Source organism: Pectobacterium sp. CHL-2024, assembly GCF_044751765.1.
Lineage (GTDB): Bacteria > Pseudomonadota > Gammaproteobacteria > Enterobacterales > Enterobacteriaceae > Pectobacterium > Pectobacterium brasiliense.
This window is the reverse complement of sequence record NZ_JBIXKO010000008.1, coordinates 31,035-47,910: the sequence shown is the minus strand read 5'-3', so window position 1 is coordinate 47,910 and position 16,876 is coordinate 31,035. Positions and strand designations below refer to the sequence as shown.

Annotated in this window: 18 protein-coding genes; 17 read left to right on the top strand and 1 reads right to left on the bottom strand. The window is 49.6% G+C overall.

What is annotated here, in order from left to right:
* The first annotated feature begins 46 nt into the window (after nucleotides 1–46).
* From arsB to mobC, 17 genes are all read left to right on the top strand, one after another.
* Nucleotides 47–1,336: an arsenite efflux transporter membrane subunit ArsB gene (gene arsB / locus ACIPUG_RS13315; RefSeq protein WP_400338745.1), complete on the top strand. Its 1,290-nt coding sequence runs from the start codon at nucleotides 47–49 to the stop codon at nucleotides 1,334–1,336.
* Between the two features lie 12 nt (nucleotides 1,337–1,348).
* Complete coding sequence (gene arsC, locus ACIPUG_RS13310; protein ID WP_400338743.1) at nucleotides 1,349–1,774, top strand: glutaredoxin-dependent arsenate reductase; 426 nt, start codon at nucleotides 1,349–1,351, stop codon at nucleotides 1,772–1,774.
* A gap of 477 nt (nucleotides 1,775–2,251) precedes the next feature.
* Complete coding sequence (locus tag ACIPUG_RS13305; RefSeq protein ID WP_038667668.1) at nucleotides 2,252–2,473, top strand: hypothetical protein; 222 nt, start codon at nucleotides 2,252–2,254, stop codon at nucleotides 2,471–2,473.
* 78 nt (nucleotides 2,474–2,551) lie between these two features.
* A complete protein-coding gene (locus tag ACIPUG_RS13300; protein WP_400338741.1) occupies nucleotides 2,552–3,217 on the top strand; it encodes a lytic transglycosylase domain-containing protein in 666 nt (221 codons plus the stop codon).
* Entirely contained in the window at nucleotides 3,214–3,495 is a 282-nt protein-coding gene (locus ACIPUG_RS13295) for a TrbC/VirB2 family protein (RefSeq protein ID WP_107332632.1), read from the top strand. Before ACIPUG_RS13300 ends, ACIPUG_RS13295 begins: the two co-directional genes overlap by 4 nt.
* A 9-nt stretch (nucleotides 3,496–3,504) precedes the next feature.
* A complete protein-coding gene (locus tag ACIPUG_RS13290) occupies nucleotides 3,505–6,252 on the top strand; it encodes a VirB3 family type IV secretion system protein (RefSeq protein WP_400338739.1) in 2,748 nt (915 codons plus the stop codon).
* Nucleotides 6,253–6,275: 23 nt separating this feature from the next.
* Nucleotides 6,276–6,992: a type IV secretion system protein gene (locus ACIPUG_RS13285; protein WP_400338738.1), complete on the top strand. Its 717-nt coding sequence runs from the start codon at nucleotides 6,276–6,278 to the stop codon at nucleotides 6,990–6,992.
* 10 nt (nucleotides 6,993–7,002) lie between these two features.
* Entirely contained in the window at nucleotides 7,003–7,227 is a 225-nt protein-coding gene (locus ACIPUG_RS13280; RefSeq protein WP_205947876.1) for an EexN family lipoprotein, read from the top strand.
* Between the two features lie 11 nt (nucleotides 7,228–7,238).
* A complete protein-coding gene (locus tag ACIPUG_RS13275; RefSeq protein WP_400338736.1) occupies nucleotides 7,239–8,279 on the top strand; it encodes a type IV secretion system protein in 1,041 nt (346 codons plus the stop codon).
* Nucleotides 8,280–8,367: 88 nt separating this feature from the next.
* Nucleotides 8,368–8,508 carry a hypothetical protein gene (locus ACIPUG_RS13270; RefSeq protein WP_025918851.1) on the top strand — a complete coding sequence of 47 codons (141 nt, stop codon included), beginning with the start codon at nucleotides 8,368–8,370 and terminating at the stop codon, nucleotides 8,506–8,508.
* Nucleotides 8,501–9,184 carry a virB8 family protein gene (locus ACIPUG_RS13265; protein ID WP_400338734.1) on the top strand — a complete coding sequence of 228 codons (684 nt, stop codon included), beginning with the start codon at nucleotides 8,501–8,503 and terminating at the stop codon, nucleotides 9,182–9,184. The genes ACIPUG_RS13270 and ACIPUG_RS13265 overlap by 8 nt, the downstream gene beginning before the upstream one ends.
* Nucleotides 9,181–10,074 (top strand): P-type conjugative transfer protein VirB9, encoded by an 894-nt coding sequence (gene virB9, locus ACIPUG_RS13260; RefSeq protein ID WP_400338732.1) that lies wholly within the window; start codon nucleotides 9,181–9,183, stop codon nucleotides 10,072–10,074. Before ACIPUG_RS13265 ends, virB9 begins: the two co-directional genes overlap by 4 nt.
* Nucleotides 10,071–11,294 carry a VirB10/TraB/TrbI family type IV secretion system protein gene (gene virB10 / locus ACIPUG_RS13255; protein ID WP_400338730.1) on the top strand — a complete coding sequence of 408 codons (1,224 nt, stop codon included), beginning with the start codon at nucleotides 10,071–10,073 and terminating at the stop codon, nucleotides 11,292–11,294. Before virB9 ends, virB10 begins: the two co-directional genes overlap by 4 nt.
* A complete protein-coding gene (gene virB11 / locus ACIPUG_RS13250) occupies nucleotides 11,284–12,300 on the top strand; it encodes a P-type DNA transfer ATPase VirB11 (RefSeq protein WP_400338728.1) in 1,017 nt (338 codons plus the stop codon). Before virB10 ends, virB11 begins: the two co-directional genes overlap by 11 nt.
* Before the next feature lie 42 nt (nucleotides 12,301–12,342).
* Nucleotides 12,343–12,645: a conjugal transfer protein gene (locus tag ACIPUG_RS13245; RefSeq protein ID WP_400338727.1), complete on the top strand. Its 303-nt coding sequence runs from the start codon at nucleotides 12,343–12,345 to the stop codon at nucleotides 12,643–12,645.
* 724 nt (nucleotides 12,646–13,369) lie between these two features.
* Entirely contained in the window at nucleotides 13,370–15,232 is a 1,863-nt protein-coding gene (locus tag ACIPUG_RS13240) for a type IV secretory system conjugative DNA transfer family protein (RefSeq protein ID WP_400338725.1), read from the top strand.
* Between the two features lie 8 nt (nucleotides 15,233–15,240).
* A complete protein-coding gene (mobC, locus tag ACIPUG_RS13235) occupies nucleotides 15,241–15,987 on the top strand; it encodes a MobC family replication-relaxation protein (RefSeq protein WP_400338724.1) in 747 nt (248 codons plus the stop codon).
* A 163-nt stretch (nucleotides 15,988–16,150) separates the two neighbouring features.
* Here mobC and ACIPUG_RS13230 read toward each other — a convergent pair whose 3' ends face one another.
* A complete protein-coding gene (locus tag ACIPUG_RS13230; protein WP_049264894.1) occupies nucleotides 16,151–16,870 on the bottom strand; it encodes a hypothetical protein in 720 nt (239 codons plus the stop codon).
* Nucleotides 16,871–16,876: the final 6 nt, after the last annotated feature.

Below are 16,876 nucleotides of genomic sequence, written 5' to 3'. Positions count from 1 at the left end.
TTTTTTGTATACACAGGGCGGCAGAGCCGTCCTGTCTGGAGGATTTATGTTACTGGCAGGCGCTATTTTTGTCCTGACCATTATTTTGGTTATCTGGCAACCGAAGGGATTAGGGATCGGCTGGAGTGCGATACTAGGCGCGGTACTGGCGTTGATTTCTGGCGTTGTCCATTTTGGTGATATCCCTGTTGTCTGGAATATCGTCTGGAATGCGACGGCGACTTTTATTGCCGTGATTATTATCAGCCTGTTGCTCGATGAATCCGGCTTTTTCGAATGGGCGGCGCTACACGTTTCACGTTGGGGCAATGGTCGTGGACGTTTGTTATTTACCTATATCGTTCTGCTCGGTGCAGCGGTGGCGGCACTGTTTGCCAACGATGGTGCGGCGCTTATTCTGACGCCGATCGTAATCGCAATGCTATTGGCATTAGGGTTTAGCAAAGGCACGACACTGGCATTTGTCATGGCCGCCGGGTTTATTGCCGATACGGCCAGTCTGCCGCTAATCGTGTCGAACCTGGTTAACATCGTTTCTGCAGACTTCTTTGGGCTGGGTTTTACTGAGTATGCGTCGGTAATGGTGCCGGTTGATATCGCAGCCATTATCGCCACACTGGTGATGCTGCATCTGTTCTTCCGCAAAGATATTCCGCCGACTTACGATCTGGCTCTCCTGAAAATACCGGCAAAAGCGATTAAAGATCTGGCAACCTTCAGAACCGGCTGGATAGTGTTGATCCTTCTTCTGGTTGGCTTTTTCGTCCTTGAGCCGTTGGGTATCCCGGTCAGCGCGATTGCTGCTGTAGGGGCTGTCATTCTGTTTGCGGTGGCGAAAAGAGGCCATGCCATTAACACTCGCAAAGTGCTGCGCGGTGCGCCATGGCAGATCGTCATCTTCTCGCTGGGGATGTATCTGGTGGTCTATGGCCTGCGTAACGCCGGACTAACAGAATATCTCTCTGGCGTGCTGAACGTGCTGGCAGATAAAGGACTTTGGGCCGCGACGTTTGGTACTGGCTTCCTGACGGCTTTTCTGTCTTCCATCATGAACAATATGCCTACCGTACTGGTTGGTGCTCTCTCTATTGATGGCAGCACCGCAACAGGCGTTATCAAAGAGGCGATGATTTATGCCAACGTTATTGGCTGCGATCTGGGGCCTAAAATTACACCTATTGGCAGCCTGGCAACGCTGCTCTGGCTGCATGTCCTTTCACAGAAGAACATGACGATCACCTGGGGCTATTATTTCCGCACCGGGATCATCATGACTCTGCCTGTGCTGTTTGTAACGCTGGCCGCGCTGGCGCTACGTCTCTCTTTCACTTTGTAATGAGATACTGATATGAGCAACATCACCATTTATCACAACCCAGCCTGCGGCACGTCGCGTAATACGCTGGAAATGATCCGCAACAGTGGTAATGAACCAACCATTATTCATTACCTTGAAAATCCACCGTCGCGCGATGGGCTGGTTAAAATCATTGCAGATATGGGGATCAGGGTACGGGCACTATTGCGTAAAAATGTCGAGCCTTATGAAGAACTGGGGCTTGCGGAAGATAAATTTGCTGACGATCAGTTAATCGACTTTATGCTCCAGCATCCGATCCTGATTAACCGCCCTATCGTCGTGACGCCACGGGGAACACGCCTGTGTCGTCCGTCTGAGGTTGTGCTGGATATCCTTCCTGATGCGCAACAAGGCGCTTTCGCCAAGGAAGACGGAGAGAAAGTCGTTGATGAAACAGGTAAGCGATTGAAATAAATATAAATGGGGGCGAATGCCCCTTTAGGATAACTTAGCCATTCATTCCCGCGGCTCTATCTAGAACGGTTCATTATTCTATAAAGATGTTTTGGCAATGTCCGCTCTTGGCACAAACCTGCCTGCCAGATTAGGAATTTCCATGGGCTACAAAGCACCAGTTCAAATCTAATCCAACTCATCCATTAAAAATAATTATCACACTATATATTTTTCTCTCTCATTCCCTTTTTGATTTTCTCATTTTCATCCTGACGCTGATACCGCACGCTAATCGCGTCACCTTCCACTGGCGAGCTTTATGGACGTTCATTCGTCCGGGCGGGTATTGCTCTTTAACAATACGAGTCGGGCTGTCACGCAACCACAATTCAGGGTGCCGCTGAATGTTCTCGCTGACCCGTTGAAACCGGAATGCAGAATCGGGATGTGATCGATGAAGTTAATTCACCATCGCTTTTTATGAAAGGAAATAGCATGAGAAAACCTACCTATCACGTGTTTGTCACGCAGGAAAGCCAACCCGATACCAGCAGAGAGAAGAACACCTACTGGACAAAAGTCGGCGTAGCGTTCGCTCATAACGGCAAACCCGGACTGAACATCGTACTAACACCCGGTATTGCTGTCTCCGGCAAACTGGTGCTTCTTGAACCCAAGGATGATAGCGATACGCCGCAGGCACCCCAGCACGATTAACGCTCAACTCTCCCTCCTTTTCCCTTGCCATCGACTATCTGATGGCTACGTGTGGCTAGACTTGTTACCGAGGCAACCATGCTTTCACCCACTGCTTTTATGGCGGCGGTCATGCAGTGTGCCGCCACTATTCACCCATCCACCGCGTCTGATGTGGCAAAAGTAGAATCCAGCTTTAATCCTTATGCCGTCGCTGAAATTGTGCCAAAGAAAGAGAGAAAACCCGGCAGCGTAGGCATCATTTCTCATCAACCCACCAGCAAGCAAGTTGCCGTCAACATCATCAAGCAGGTGGCAGCAAAAGGTCGTCGTTATTCGGTCGGGCTGATGCAAATCACCAGCACCAATTTCAGGCATTACGGCGTAACGGCTCATGACTTGTTAGACCCCTGCACTAATCTGTCCGTTTTTGAGCGCATTCTTACCGATTGCTACCAGCGAGGTGGCACGCTGAAAAGAGCACTCAGTTGTTACTATTCCGGTAATTTCGATACGGGTCAGCAGCCAGAATCTGCCTTTAACCAAACCAGTTATATCCAACGTATTGGCTATGTGGTCCCGTCAACGCGGGAAGATCTCAAGCGTAGTACCACCAGCCAATCCACTTCAGATATTCATTATCCACCCACCGTCCTACGCGGTGAGCTTACCGATAAATCCATACCGGTTTTGACCTCCTTGCACTATCCCGACGCCATCATTCGCGGCGATGTATCCCTACCTGTAATTAATGAGGATCAATGACGATGCAAAAACGTAAATACTGGCCTGCGTTTTCTTCCCTGTTGATATCGACCCAAACGCTGGCAGCAGGGAGCGGGTTTAACAAAGCCAACGATACGCTGAGTAATACCTCCACCGGTTTACTCGGGTTGGCCGCCGTCACGATCACATTGGCAACCATGTGGGTGGGATACAAGGTGCTGTTTGATGGTAAAAGTTTGCATGACATGCGCAACGTCATTATCGGAGCCATCCTGATTGTCGGTGCATCAGGCTTTGGTGCCTATTGGGCATCATAGGGGGAACCGATGACCACCCTGAACAAAGCACTGACCCGCCCTGCCGCCATTATGGGTATCCCTCTCGTCCCGTTCGTGATCGTCAGCGGGGCTATTGTCCTGCTGTCGGTTTACACAAGCTATTATCTTGCCTTGTTATTAATCCCTGCCTGGCTGGAAATGAAGGCAAAGGCCCGAACGGATATTCATTATTTCGGACTGCTGTGGCTGGCCTTTAAAACCCGTGGGCGATTTGCCACGGATCGCCATTTCGGTACCCATGCCGTGCTGGCAAGCCACTATGACGCCGTCGATGTTTCGGAGTTTACCGCTAAGATGAAATTAAACGAGCGCATCACGCTGGATAAATACATTCCTTACTCCTCGCACATTCACCCTCGCATCATAAGAAATCGCGCCGGTGATTTAGTCGCTAGCTGGGAATTGGGCGGTACTGTATTTGAATGTGAGGACGAACATCACCTAACACTGCTGGCAAGCCACCTCAACAACTTGATCCGCTCGTATGAAGGGCTACCGATCACCTTCTATATTCACCGCATACGAGAGAAATATCAGGATGGCTTTGACACCAGCTCGGGCATCCCCTTTTCGGATGAAGTCACGGAACGCTATTACCAGCCACTAAAAGAGAAACCACTCTGGCGGCATCGACTGTTTTTCACCGTCTGTTATGCCCCTTTCTCCACGCTGGAGAAAAAAGTCATGAAGGCGCAGACCGCCGGAAAAAGGAAAGCGGCGCTGGATGATGCCCTGAAAGGGATGCTGGAGCACCATGAAGCCATCCACACCGCCCTGTCACGTTATGTGGCAACTCCATTGGGCCTTTATGAGGAAAAAGGTCGGGCTTACTCTTCACAACTGGCTTTCTATCATCGGCTAATTACCGGCAAATGGCAGAACGTGCCGGTGACACGCACACCGTTTTATCACACACTCAGCACGCCGGATGTATTCTTTACCACCGATACCGCCGAATGTCAGACGCTCAGCGGCTCCCGTTTCTTCCGCAGTCTGGAAATTAAAGACTATTCACCGGAGACCTACACTGGCCTGCTCGATGCGCTGCTGTATGCCGAAAGCGAGTATGTGCTGACGCAGTCTTTTACCTGTATGGCACGGGATGAAGCGCAAAATCATATCCGACTGGCGGAAAAACGGCTGAACTCAACCGACGATGACGCCATTTCACAGCGTGAGGAATTGATCGTCTTACGCGATCTGCTCCAGTCCGGGCATGTGTCTTGCGGCAAGTATCACTTCTCCCTGCTGGTCTCCTCCACCAGCGCCGATCAAGTGGTAAAGGAGACTAATGCGCTGGCCCAGCCTTTTAACGATCTCGGCATCATGACATCCCTGTCTACGTTGTCGTTACCTGCCGCTTATCTGGCTCAACTCCCCGGCGTCTACTCGCTGCGACCACGTCTGGTAGTGGTCAGTAGCCAGAATTACGCGGATATGGGGAGTCTGCATAACTTTCATCCCCATAAGCGCAACGGCAATCCATGGGGTGAGGCTATCGCCATACTGAAATCCCCCGGTGGTGGCGGTTATTATCTGAACCTGCATGACAGTCAGGCAGGACGGAATGACTTCAATGAGAAAACGCCGGGGAATACTGCCATCATCGGTAAAACAGGTTCAGGAAAGACACTGCTGATGACGATGATGAAACAGTTGATGCAGAAGTACCGCAATCCGGCGACATTCTCCGATTCTGCCACCATCAAACGGCTGACCACCGTTTACTTTGATAAAGACAGAGCAGCAGAGATGTCGATCCGCCAGATGGGAGGTCGCTATTTCCGTATCCGGACCGGTATTCCTACCGGATTTAACCCATTTTCACTTGCTCCTACTCGACGAAATATCAGCTTTATCAAGCGGCTGATCCGCATGCTGTGCCGTCGTGACGGTAAGCCACTTGATCCCCGCGATGAAGAGCGTATCAGCACAGCGGTGGATACCATTATGCTGGACTATCCGCTGGAATATCGCCGTTATGGTATTACCCGATTGCTGGAAGTGTTGCCCGAACCACCGACCAAGGAGGCCCGAACTAACGGTCTGCGTATACGACTGAAGCAGTGGGCGCAGGATGGTGAATTTGGCTGGGTATTCGATAACGAGGAGGACACGTTCAACATCGGCGATATTGATAACTTTGGTATCGATGGTACGGAATTCTTGGATGATGACGACATTCGCGGGCCGATCACCTTTTACCTGCTGTACCGCGTCACCAGCCTGCTGGATGGTCGCCGACTGGTGATGTTCATGGATGAGTTCTGGAAATGGCTAGCTGATGTTGAGTTTTCTAAATTCTCCCTCAATATGCTCAAGGTGATTCGCAAGCTGAACGGCATTTTTATCCCCGCCACCCAGTCGCCCGATGAAATCGTCAGGCATCCCATCGCTCCGGCGATTATTGAGCAATGCAGCACTCAAATCTTTCTCGCTAACCCCAAAGCCAGCCGTGCGGATTACGTGGAGAAAATGAAAGTCCCTGAAAGCGTTTACGACGTTGTTCGTAACCTTGATCCGAGTGAGCACTATATGGTTGTCCTGAAAACACCACTGCGTGTTGGTGAAACGCGCCCATTTGTCGCCATGGCAAGAATGGATTTATCGGGCCTTGGGAACATCACCAAAATCCTGAGCGGCAGTGAAGACAACCTGAAAATATTTGATGCCATTTATCAGGAAGGCATGTCACCCACCGACTGGAAAGAAACGTTCCTTAACCAGGCTATCTGATATTCACCCCGGAGGTCATCACCATGCAAACCAGAAAGATGTGTCTGGCGTTATCGCTATTGGTTTCCACACCCGTACTCAGCGCCGGTATCCCAGTGTTTGATGCCGCCAGTAATACCGAGTCGATTAACCAATGGGTACAGAAACTCCAGCAATGGCAGGAAACGATCACTCACTATAAAAGCGAGCTTGACGCCTATAAGCAGCAATTAGCGACCGCAACAGGCATACGGGATATTCAGGGATTTCTCCACGATGCTAAAAACCTAAAAAACGATATCGAACACCTCCGTAAAAATGGTACTTCACTGGATGACCTGTTGACCAACTCAAACGGTTATTATTCTTCTGACCTTCAGCGCCTATATAACAAATATCAATCGTTCGATATTTGTAATCAGTCCAGTTCATCGCAACGTTATCTGGAAAGTTGCAAACAACTTGTTCTCAATCAGGCGGTCTCGATTGAGAATACCAGCGATGTTCAAAACAAGATTAATAGCACATTAAACGATATATCAGACTTATCCGACCGTATTGCCAACGCCAAAGACTCGAAAGAGTCACAGGACCTAGCTAACGCGGTGGCAGCCAAAAGCGTACAATTGAACGCATTAACCAGCCAATGGGAAATGTCAGTCAAGCAGGCTGAACAGCGAGCCACGATGTTGACTCAACAGCGGCAAAAAGCATTCAATGAACAACAACTCGCCGCTCCGATTCCTGACTTTAATTATTGAGAGGGTAAGAATGAAAACGTCACTTTGCATTTTTCCGATTATTTTAAGCTCATTATTTCTGGCGGGGTGTGACAACCCGAAATCAACGCAGTGGTACAAAGAACACCCGGATGAACTGAGTCAGCGATATAAAGCGTGTGAATCATCCGGCGATGACTCCCAGGATTGCAAAAATGCACGAGAAGCGCGATTTGAACTCCGTCAGGAAAATGCCAAGGTTCCCAATTTGAATTAAAGGGGTCATCTATGTCAGGTGGTATGTTTGTTGGAATGAACAACACGATCACTGACGGTTTACATGCCGTACTGCGGGGACAAACCTCCGTGTACGGCGATATGGTAAGCGTTATCGCCGTCAGCTCCTTCACGTTATTTGTCACTTATCGGGGTTATCAAACCCTGGCTGGAAAACTCCAAACGCCTGTAGAAGATGTCATATGGGATGTCGGGCGAATGCTATTAATCATGACATTCGTTTTAAATCTCGATGGCTGGCTGGATTTAGCCATTTCTGCCATTAACGGATTAACCGACGGCGTCAGCGGTGATGACAATGTCTGGGTGTTACTGGATACCGTCTGGGCGAAAGCGCAAACGATAGGACAAAAGCTTTATCAGCAAGATGATTCCACCTATGTAAAGCTCAACGGCGGTATTGCCCAACTTCTGGTCTGGGGAGGCGCAATCGTCACCCTGCTATTTGGTTCGGCGGTTAACCTGTTAGCCGGAATAATCATTGTATTAATGACCACCACCGCACCGTTATTTATTTTCTGCCTGCTGTATGGATTCCTTATTCCGATGTTTAACAACTGGCTGAAAATTATCTTCACGGTGATCCTGACGATTATGTTTTCCGCGTTATCTATCAGGATTGTCATCAATTATCTTAATGGGCTATTAGATAAAGCGGTTAATTTTGCAGATAGCGCCAATATCATCACACTGGGCGTTCAGTGCTGCGTTGCGGGTGTTATTTCAGGCATCATTATTTGGTTTTCAGCAAAAATCGCGAACGCATTAGGCGGCGTCGCCGTTCAAGCAGCACTACAGGGTGCCGCTATGGGCGGTCTACGTGGGCTGGCGAAGCCCTCTTCTGATGCAGCGAAACCGATCATGAAAGCCGGTGCGGCGGGTGCCCGGTTAGCGGCAAAAGGAGGCGTCAGCGCCGCTACTGCAACAGGTACACTTATCGCCACAGGCACCAGCAAAGCCCTCTCCGCATGGCAAAAACGTGCGGCTTCTATCGACAGCATGAAGCGTTTCAACCAACAGCGTAACCGCTAATTTCCTTCTACCCCCCATCTCTCCATCTCGTACCGTGGCAACCGCCATCGGTAAAGTATTTCTGTCTTCAACAAACACAGGAATCAATATGAAATCCAGCCTCATCTTTCTGATGCTGTGCGTCCTCACGGGCTGCGCACAGCGTCAGCACGATTTGACGCCAGTATCTGGCGAGCCTCAACCGGTTAATTCCCCCGCAATTATTCAGGAGCTGACAAAACATGTCTGAAACAGAAAACATCATTGCGTCATCCCGAACCTTTGAGTCTGTCCTGCTGGAAAAGGATGAACGGGAAAAAAAGATGGCGTGGCGAATAGCGGCCATAGGGTTTGCTTTGGCCGCTATGGCGATCACCGCGCTGATCATTCTGCTCCCGCTGAAAAACACCGAAATAGAATTATGGTCAGTGGATAAACAGACCGGGCGTTATGAATATATGACCCGGATTAAAGAGCAGAATATTTCCACCGAGAAAGCACTGGCTCAGGCGTTAGCAGCGCATTACGTCAGGCTCCGCGAGGGCTATAACTATTTTGCTCTCCAACGCGATTACGACGATGTGCAGTTATTCAACAGCGACAGTGTGAACCGGGATTATCTCGACGGGTTTAACAGCAATCAGGCTCCCGATGTCATTTTCAATAAAGCAGAATATGTCGTGTCTATCGACATTATTTCCAACGTTCACGCGGCCGCGACAGATCCTGACCATCTGGCGACCTTACGCATTAAACGGACTATCCGCCGCATTGTCGATAATTCGGTTAAAACAGATGTCTGGAACATCCGTCTGACTTATCGCTACCTCCCCCGCAAACAACTGACAGACAGCCAGCGAGAAGTGAATCCGCTGGGGTTCATTGTGACCAGCTATCAGCGCGATAAAGAACTGAGAGGTGAATGATGCTGAAAAAAACAGTGATTTTGTGGCTCCTTCTGATGTCATCCACAGCCTGGAGCGCGGCAATACCGCGCAGCAGCACCTATGACAGCCGAATGCAAAATGTCACCTATAACAGCCAAAATGCAACCATCGTCAACACCCGCCCCGGCTACCTCACCACACTCCTGTTTGATGACGATGAAGAAGTCATCGACGCGCAAGCGGGGTTTCCGAAGGGCTGGAAAGTCACCAAAAGCGATAACCGGGTCGGTGTCAGTCCAAATCCTATCACTCAGCCGGTAACCGATGATAATGGCAACAACGTCAATAAGGTGTTTCTGCCAACGGCAAGCGAGTGGAGAACCAATCTCTTTGTCGTAACATCAAAGCGCGATTACAGTCTGGAACTGAACGTGCTGGAAAATGACTCGCCTTCTCAGGCCTTTATTATCCGTTTTCGCTATCCGGATGACGAACGCAGGCGAGCAGACACAGCCAGCACAGCCCGCCTGAAGCTCCTGCGTGAAACACAGGAAAAGCAGCAGATAGCGACAGCCTTTGAGCAGGTTACCACGCCGCGTAACTGGCTTTATACCAAGCGAGTCGCGACGGGTTCAGCCTCCATAGCACCAGATTTTACTTACGATGATGGCCGCTTTATCTATCTGGGTTTTTCTCCCGTCAAAATCCTTCCGTCTCTCTTTCGAGTCGTGAACGGGCAGGAACAGACCGTAACACCCCGCATAACCAAACACGGAAACTATACTGTGGTCGTCGTGCGGGCAATGTCGCCACAGTTGGTATTGCGCTACGGCAGCGCGGTAGTCGGGATTGAGAATACGTCATTTGGCAAGGTCGCTGTCACCAGCGGCGATACCGTTTCGCCAGCCGTCACACTGGAGGCCAGATGACTGATAAAACAAACCCAGAGACAACGGAAAAAACCGTGGCGGAGCTGGAAGCCGAAGCCCGTGAACGCGCCCGTTCAGCGATGGTGAGTCAGGCACCAGAGCAGCATACGCCTCCCGGCCAACCTGAAGTGACCCGCTTCAAAAAATCCTCCAGCCGCCGGACGCTGATGGTCAGCCTGCTGAGTTTGGGGGCACTGATTGCCCTGGCATTGGGTGGAGATCGCTTCCTTGTCGCATTAAAGCAACGCGATGATAAGTCGGTTGAAACCCCAGCCCCGCCATCAGCCAATACAGGACAACATGAGCGTAAAAACCTCGGCATGGACAACAATCCGTTCGGCCTGTTCGGTCAGGGCAAACAGGAACCCGCAACAGATAATCATCCAATACAGACGGCACCACCGTCAGAGCCACCTGCTTTAAATAAGGCGGCGGCACTGGTCGATGGGTCAAGTAGTGCCGCTGAGTCCACACAACGCGGTAATACTCAGGCTTCACAAACTGCACCCTCTGGCAGCACACAGAGCAAGAACACCAGCACAACGCCTAGCACAGAGGCTAACGACACCAATCCCGGTGTCGCAAAAGTGACCAGCGTCAGGCGACTGGGTCTCGATCCCAATCTTTACCTTCCGGTTGATCGTTATATTCCATGCTCAATGATGCGGCGTTTTGTCTCTGACGTGGGTGGTCGTATTTCCTGCCTTATCGGTGAAGATGTCTACAGCGCCAACCATTACGTGAAGTTGCTCCCTGCCGGAACCGTCGCCAGAGGGTTCTACCGCACCGGGGCGCTGCAACATGGCCGGAGCCGGATGTTTGTCATCTGGACGGAATTACGCACACCGGAACCCGGTAGCCTGCAAATCCCACTGATTGATACCGAAGCCACCGGTCCATTGGGTGAGGCCGGGATTAGCGGATGGATTGATACCCATTTCTGGGAACGGTTCGGCAATGCGTTGATGTTGAGCACCGTACAAGATGTGGCTGCCGCCGTATCAGATTCAGCTCCGGGGAAAGACCGCAATACCGATTACACCGAAAACACCCGCTCTGCCGCGTCAGAAATGGCGAAAAAGGCGTTAGAAAACAGCATCAATATCCCGCCCACGATGTACCTCAATCAGGGCGATGTGATCGGCATCATGACCGGTACGGATATCGATTTCTCTTCCGTTTATCAACTACGTCTAAAAAAGAGGTGGTATGAGCGCTGAAAATCTGTCGCTGGATTTTATGAAAAACCAGTTGTTCGGCGATTATCTCAAACTGGATGGCCTGACGGAAATCGCCATTAACCGCCCCGGAGAGATCCACACCAAAATAAACGGTCGATGGCAGAAGCATGATTCTCCGGTTACGTTGCGTCAGTGCCATGCGTTTGCCAAAGCACTGGCCTCATGGAATGAGGATAATATCGATGATACCTCCCCTATCCTTTCCGCCACATTAGGATCAGGTGAACGTGTCCAGACCATTATCCCCCCAGCCTGTGAGCGGAATACCGTATCGATTACGCTGCGAAATCCGTCATTTGAGCAGAAAACACATCAATCCTGGATTGATGCAGGTTTTTATAACCGGATAGCGGGTAAGGAGAGAAACGAAGGCAAAGATGATGAACTGATCCGATGCTACAACAATGGTGATATCCCCCACTTTATCGAAAAGGCCGTTGAGTACGGCAAAACGATCTTTATTGTTGGTGAAACCGGCTCCGGTAAAACCACCTATATGAAGACGTTGCTGCACTATATTCCGCCACATCTCAGGCTAACCACGATTGAAGATAATCCCGAAATCCGTTTTTACCATCACGCCAATTATGTGCATCTGTTTTACCCGGCGGATGCCGGAGACGAGGCGATTATCACACCGGGTCGATTGATTCGGGCCAATTACCGTATGAATCCCGACCGTATTCTGCTGGCGGAAATTCGTGGTCGGGAAGCGTGGGACGCGCTGAAAATTATTGGGTCTGGGCATGAAGGTCTTATCACCTCCCTGCACGCAGGCAGCCCGGAAGAATGTATTGAAGGGATCATTGACCGCTGCTATGAGAACCCTGACTGCAAAAATATCCCGTTCGATGTGTTGTTACGCAAGGTGCTTAAATGCGTGGATATCATCGTCAGCGTAGATATTCACGGTGATATTCGTCGGATGGGGGATATTTATTTCAAACCGATACACCTTCATCAGATGAAGAAATCATTCAGATAGACGAACCGTTAAAGCCCCTCATTCCCAATAAAGGTATTTGATATGAAAATGATCCTATTCACCACCTGCCTTTTCTGCATGAGTTTGCTACTGCCCTCTTTCGTAATGGCCGCTGATGCCTGTGAGATTGTTTTATGCCTGTACGGTAAAAAAACTGGTAACGGCGGAGGAAATGAATGTCAGTCCGCTGAACGATCTTTCTTTAATGTTGTAAAAAAGAACAGACACGGATTTCACCCCAACCGTACTGCCGATGCCCGAAAAATCTTATTACTCGAATGCAAATCAGCTGACCCGAAAATTATCGACCAGATAATTAATAAATTTGGCCGCGTGCATAATTGAATTCAAAGAAAAACGGTAATAGCAATACCGGGATTATTACCGTTCCCCATATCAAATCTGGATGGAAAGCTCGGCACTGGTCGTGACGGTCTTAGGCTTTTAAATTTATGCGAATAGCAGAAATTTAAAAGTGGCGTAAGGCGAGTAAATTCTATTTCGCAGAAATAGCTAATTTGCGTCGCCGAACCCATCTGCAAACAGCCGCGCCCACGCGGATTTTGCAGACTGGGGGAGCCGAATAAATTTCGCCGCCCCAGCGAGCGAAAAGCTATCGCCCACGATAGCGGTTTATTTGGGGGGCTTGCCCCGCACACCGTCGCAGCTAAGTCTCCGGCCAAAAGCCGGTAGCGTGGCGCGACCACCCGCTTTGAAGGCGTTTTCCCATTTTTTCGCTTGGCCGGAACGGACAAAAGAAAAAATAGGCGAAAAACGGCGTCTCAAAGGGGGTGGTCGCGCGTAGCGGGCGACGGTGTGCCGCCTTTGACCTTGGGGGTTTTGGCGCGGCGTCCAGCCGCGACATTACCCCCATGCGCCAGACAATAAGGGCGTCCAGCCCGCATGAACTGGCGCTCACTGTTTCGTGTCAGAAAGCATGCTTCCTGACACATGACCGCTCTGCGGTCACCTTCTTCGCCCCAGACGTTCGCCCCGCCTTTTCGCCCAACACCGTGGGGCGAATTGATGGGGCGATACGTTGGGGCGAGTCGCGGACAAAGGAGGCACCATGATGTTAAATAAGCTTGCCATTTCACTGTCGCCGATAGTAAATGGTGTGCTGTCCTTTATTGATGTTATGCAACAGCATCAATTGATGCTGGCGTTATTATCGGGACTAACCCTGCCGTTTTTCGCTTCAATGAAAAGCGACGATCGGCAGAAAGCCCCGTTATGGAAAAAGCTGATTATCAGTTTTTCCCTGCTGTGTTTCCTGTTTGGCACAGTGGGGCCATTACTTATTAGCGTTTTTCAGTGGCTTAATAACGGTAGGATACTTACCCGCACTCCCATTCTGGACTGGTCAATATTAATTATATTTACCGTGGCAGGGTTTATTTTCCATATTGCTCTTCGCCGAACATTAACGCCTGAACTGGATAAAATAAAAAAACGACTCATCAAAAAGACCAGTCTTGAACGAGAATTACGCACCGATGTACGCACGGTAAAATCCCTGCTGCCGGAAACGCTGCATTATAACCCGCTGGATTATATCAACCTAAATAAGGGTGTTTTTATCGGGATAGACCGTGATGAAAAACCGATGTATCTCCCGTTAAAAAACTGGCAAAGACAACATGCGGATATTATCGGCACCACCGGAGCCGGTAAAGGTGTAGCAACCGGTATATTGCTTTACCAAAGTATCCTGGCGGGTGAAGGTGTATTTATTATGGACCCAAAGGATGATGAATGGGCGGCGCATCTTTATCGCAAGGCCTGCGAGGATGCAGGCAAACCCTTTGCCTTAATTGACCTGCGAAAGCCGCAATACCAATTAAATCTGATTGAAAATATTACGCCTGACGAACTGGAGGAATTGTTTGTTGCGGGATTCAGCTTGGCGGAAAAAGGTCAGGAATCCGATTTTTATCGTATCGACGACCGAAAAGCGGCACGTATGGCGGCACAATTTGTCAGCAGTCATCCCTCTTCGACTATCCGCGATATTTATAACGGCGAATATGTTCAAGGTATCGCGGAGGATATCAAAGCCTTTTTCGGCAAAATTGAAGAGCTGGCGTTGCTCAATGCCATCAACGCGCCGACAGGATTTTCACTCCAATCGGTTTTTGATGAAGGTGGCTGCTGCTATATCATCGGCTCAATGCGCAATAGCAAGATTATCACCGCCCAGCGAATGCTGCTGGTACGACTTTACCAATTAGCAGAAAGGCGCGACCGGGTAAAAGAAACGCCCCGCCCCATAGCCATCTTTCTCGACGAACTGAAATACCACTTATCAAAACCAGCGCTGGAGGGGTTAGGCGCAGCACGGGATAAAGGCGTACATATCATCATGGCCCATCAGTCCATTGCCGATTTAAAAGACTGCCCAGCGGATTTAAAAGGCGATGCAGTTGTCGGTGCAGTCGTTGAAAACGCTAAATTCAAGCTGGTATACCGCGTTATGGACCCGGATACAGCGGAATGGGTAGCGAGAATGTCCGGCACCATCTTAGTGGATGATGAAATCCGCAAAGCCAAAACTGATGCCGTACTGACGGAAACCATCGACGGTGAACGTACTATCAGACAGGCCGAGCGTTTCTTTATCGACAGCAATATGATCCTGAACCTGCCCGATTTTGTCAGCTTTATCTTTACGACGAGAACACTTCCCTCTGCCTCACTGATTTCCCCCATCAAGGTACAAAAACACGAGCTGGAGATCTATTCCGTTTCTCCGGATATTGTCGCGTCGGCAGCACCGGCAAAAATCGCGCTGGACTTCGACGAGGAAGGAGCGACATCCGCTTCAACGACCAATGTCGCGGCAACCCAGCCCGATCTTTTCTTTGAAGGGGAAAGTAAATCAGCAAAATCGAGATCTGATGACGACGAAACACCATCCTTGCTCAATTTTTAGGAGGCATAATGCTTATCGTAACGCATAGCGAGCGCACCGCCCGCAACAGCGAAAAGATAAAAAGGCTGCTGAATTTCCTGAAGGAAGAAACCTACAGCGACTTTAAAACGCTGATGCTGCTGTTTGGCTTCAGGGATCACAAATCGCTGTATACGCTGCTGACAAAAACTGAACGAATGGGGTTAATACAAAAGCATGTGTTTGAATCACGGACGATGAAAATGTCGTTGTGGGGCATAACCAGCGACGGACTGGCTATCGTTTTAACGCCGGACGATGACATTTTCCCGGCACGCTTTGAACCGTCAAAAATCACTGGCTGGACGCTGGAGCACCACCTTGATAATCAGGTGGCTCGGCTGATTCTGGAGAAAAAAGGTGCATCCGGATGGATAAACGGCGATCGCTCAACGTTCTTCAGCCAGTATCAGGTCAAACACCGTCCGGATGGACTCATCACACTCCCTGACGGACAGGTCATCGCAGTAGAAACCGAGCGCCGCCTGAAGACCAAAGCCCGCTATCAGTCAATCATCGCCAGCCATTTGCTGGCCCGGACGCAGAAACACTGGATTTACGTCTTTTATATCGTACCGGACCTACAGAAAAAACTCGCCCTTGAACTGCTGTTTAGCAGTGTCAAGCACGTCATCATCAACCATCAGCACATACCGTTGGAAGCACGTCATCGGAATGTTTTTCGCATTTATACTCTCGACGAGTTGCGGCAACTGGAGTTGAGGCAATATTCATAAGCTGAATCTGGCGTTGCCAAATCTCATGGTCGGCTAAGAGCGAGGAGCGGACGTTACTTTAGATGCCTATTCCTCCAGATGCGACATGACTTGTTTCACGTGTAGCAACTGATTGTAGCGGCCTTCCTTATCATTGAGCACCGTTATAGTTCAAATGAAACAGTCAGTCGTATATATCGGTATTTTTTTTCAGAAGCAAAAGAGCTTCATCCATATGCTTCTTATGAAAGTTAGCCTTCCGCATAAACTCAATGAAGGAATCGGCTTCAAATCGGTTGAAACCATTATCCAACCCATCAAGCAGCCTTGAAAGCTGGGACTGGTTCAGTCGTGCGAGGAAAGCCCGTGCCCTTATTTCAGGAATAGGACGTGTAATATGGCAGGTAGAACACAGCGCCCGAAATGCACTAAGTGGATACTCCCATGGCTCATAACCCAGACTCATCGTCGTGTAATAGCAGTGATGAGCTTCGAGACATACACGCGCTCCACAATCCTCGCACCGGTGTCCAGCCTCATCCTTAACTAGGACTGCTTTCCTTAACCATCTCGGATCCCGAAGTTTGGATGTGTAGGTACCACTTAGCCTGCTGTAATCATAATTGTCAGTAGGGTAAAAGCCCAGGCTCCAGCTATACCCCTGTTCATACCAGAAGCCAAAGGACTCAACTAGATCCTCAAATTCGGTTGTGTCACAACCGTTGTTCAATAAACTAAATAACCCGCTACCGTCAATCACTAGGACCAGTAGTGCATCGTTATGGAGTTTTTCTCCACGGTCGTTCCATTCCTTCTGAGTAAAAAAAGTAGCATCATCAAGCATGCTTTCTTTGATAGCCCATTCCGTAAGGGCATGTTTCATCCTCGCTAAATTTTTAAGCATGTGGGC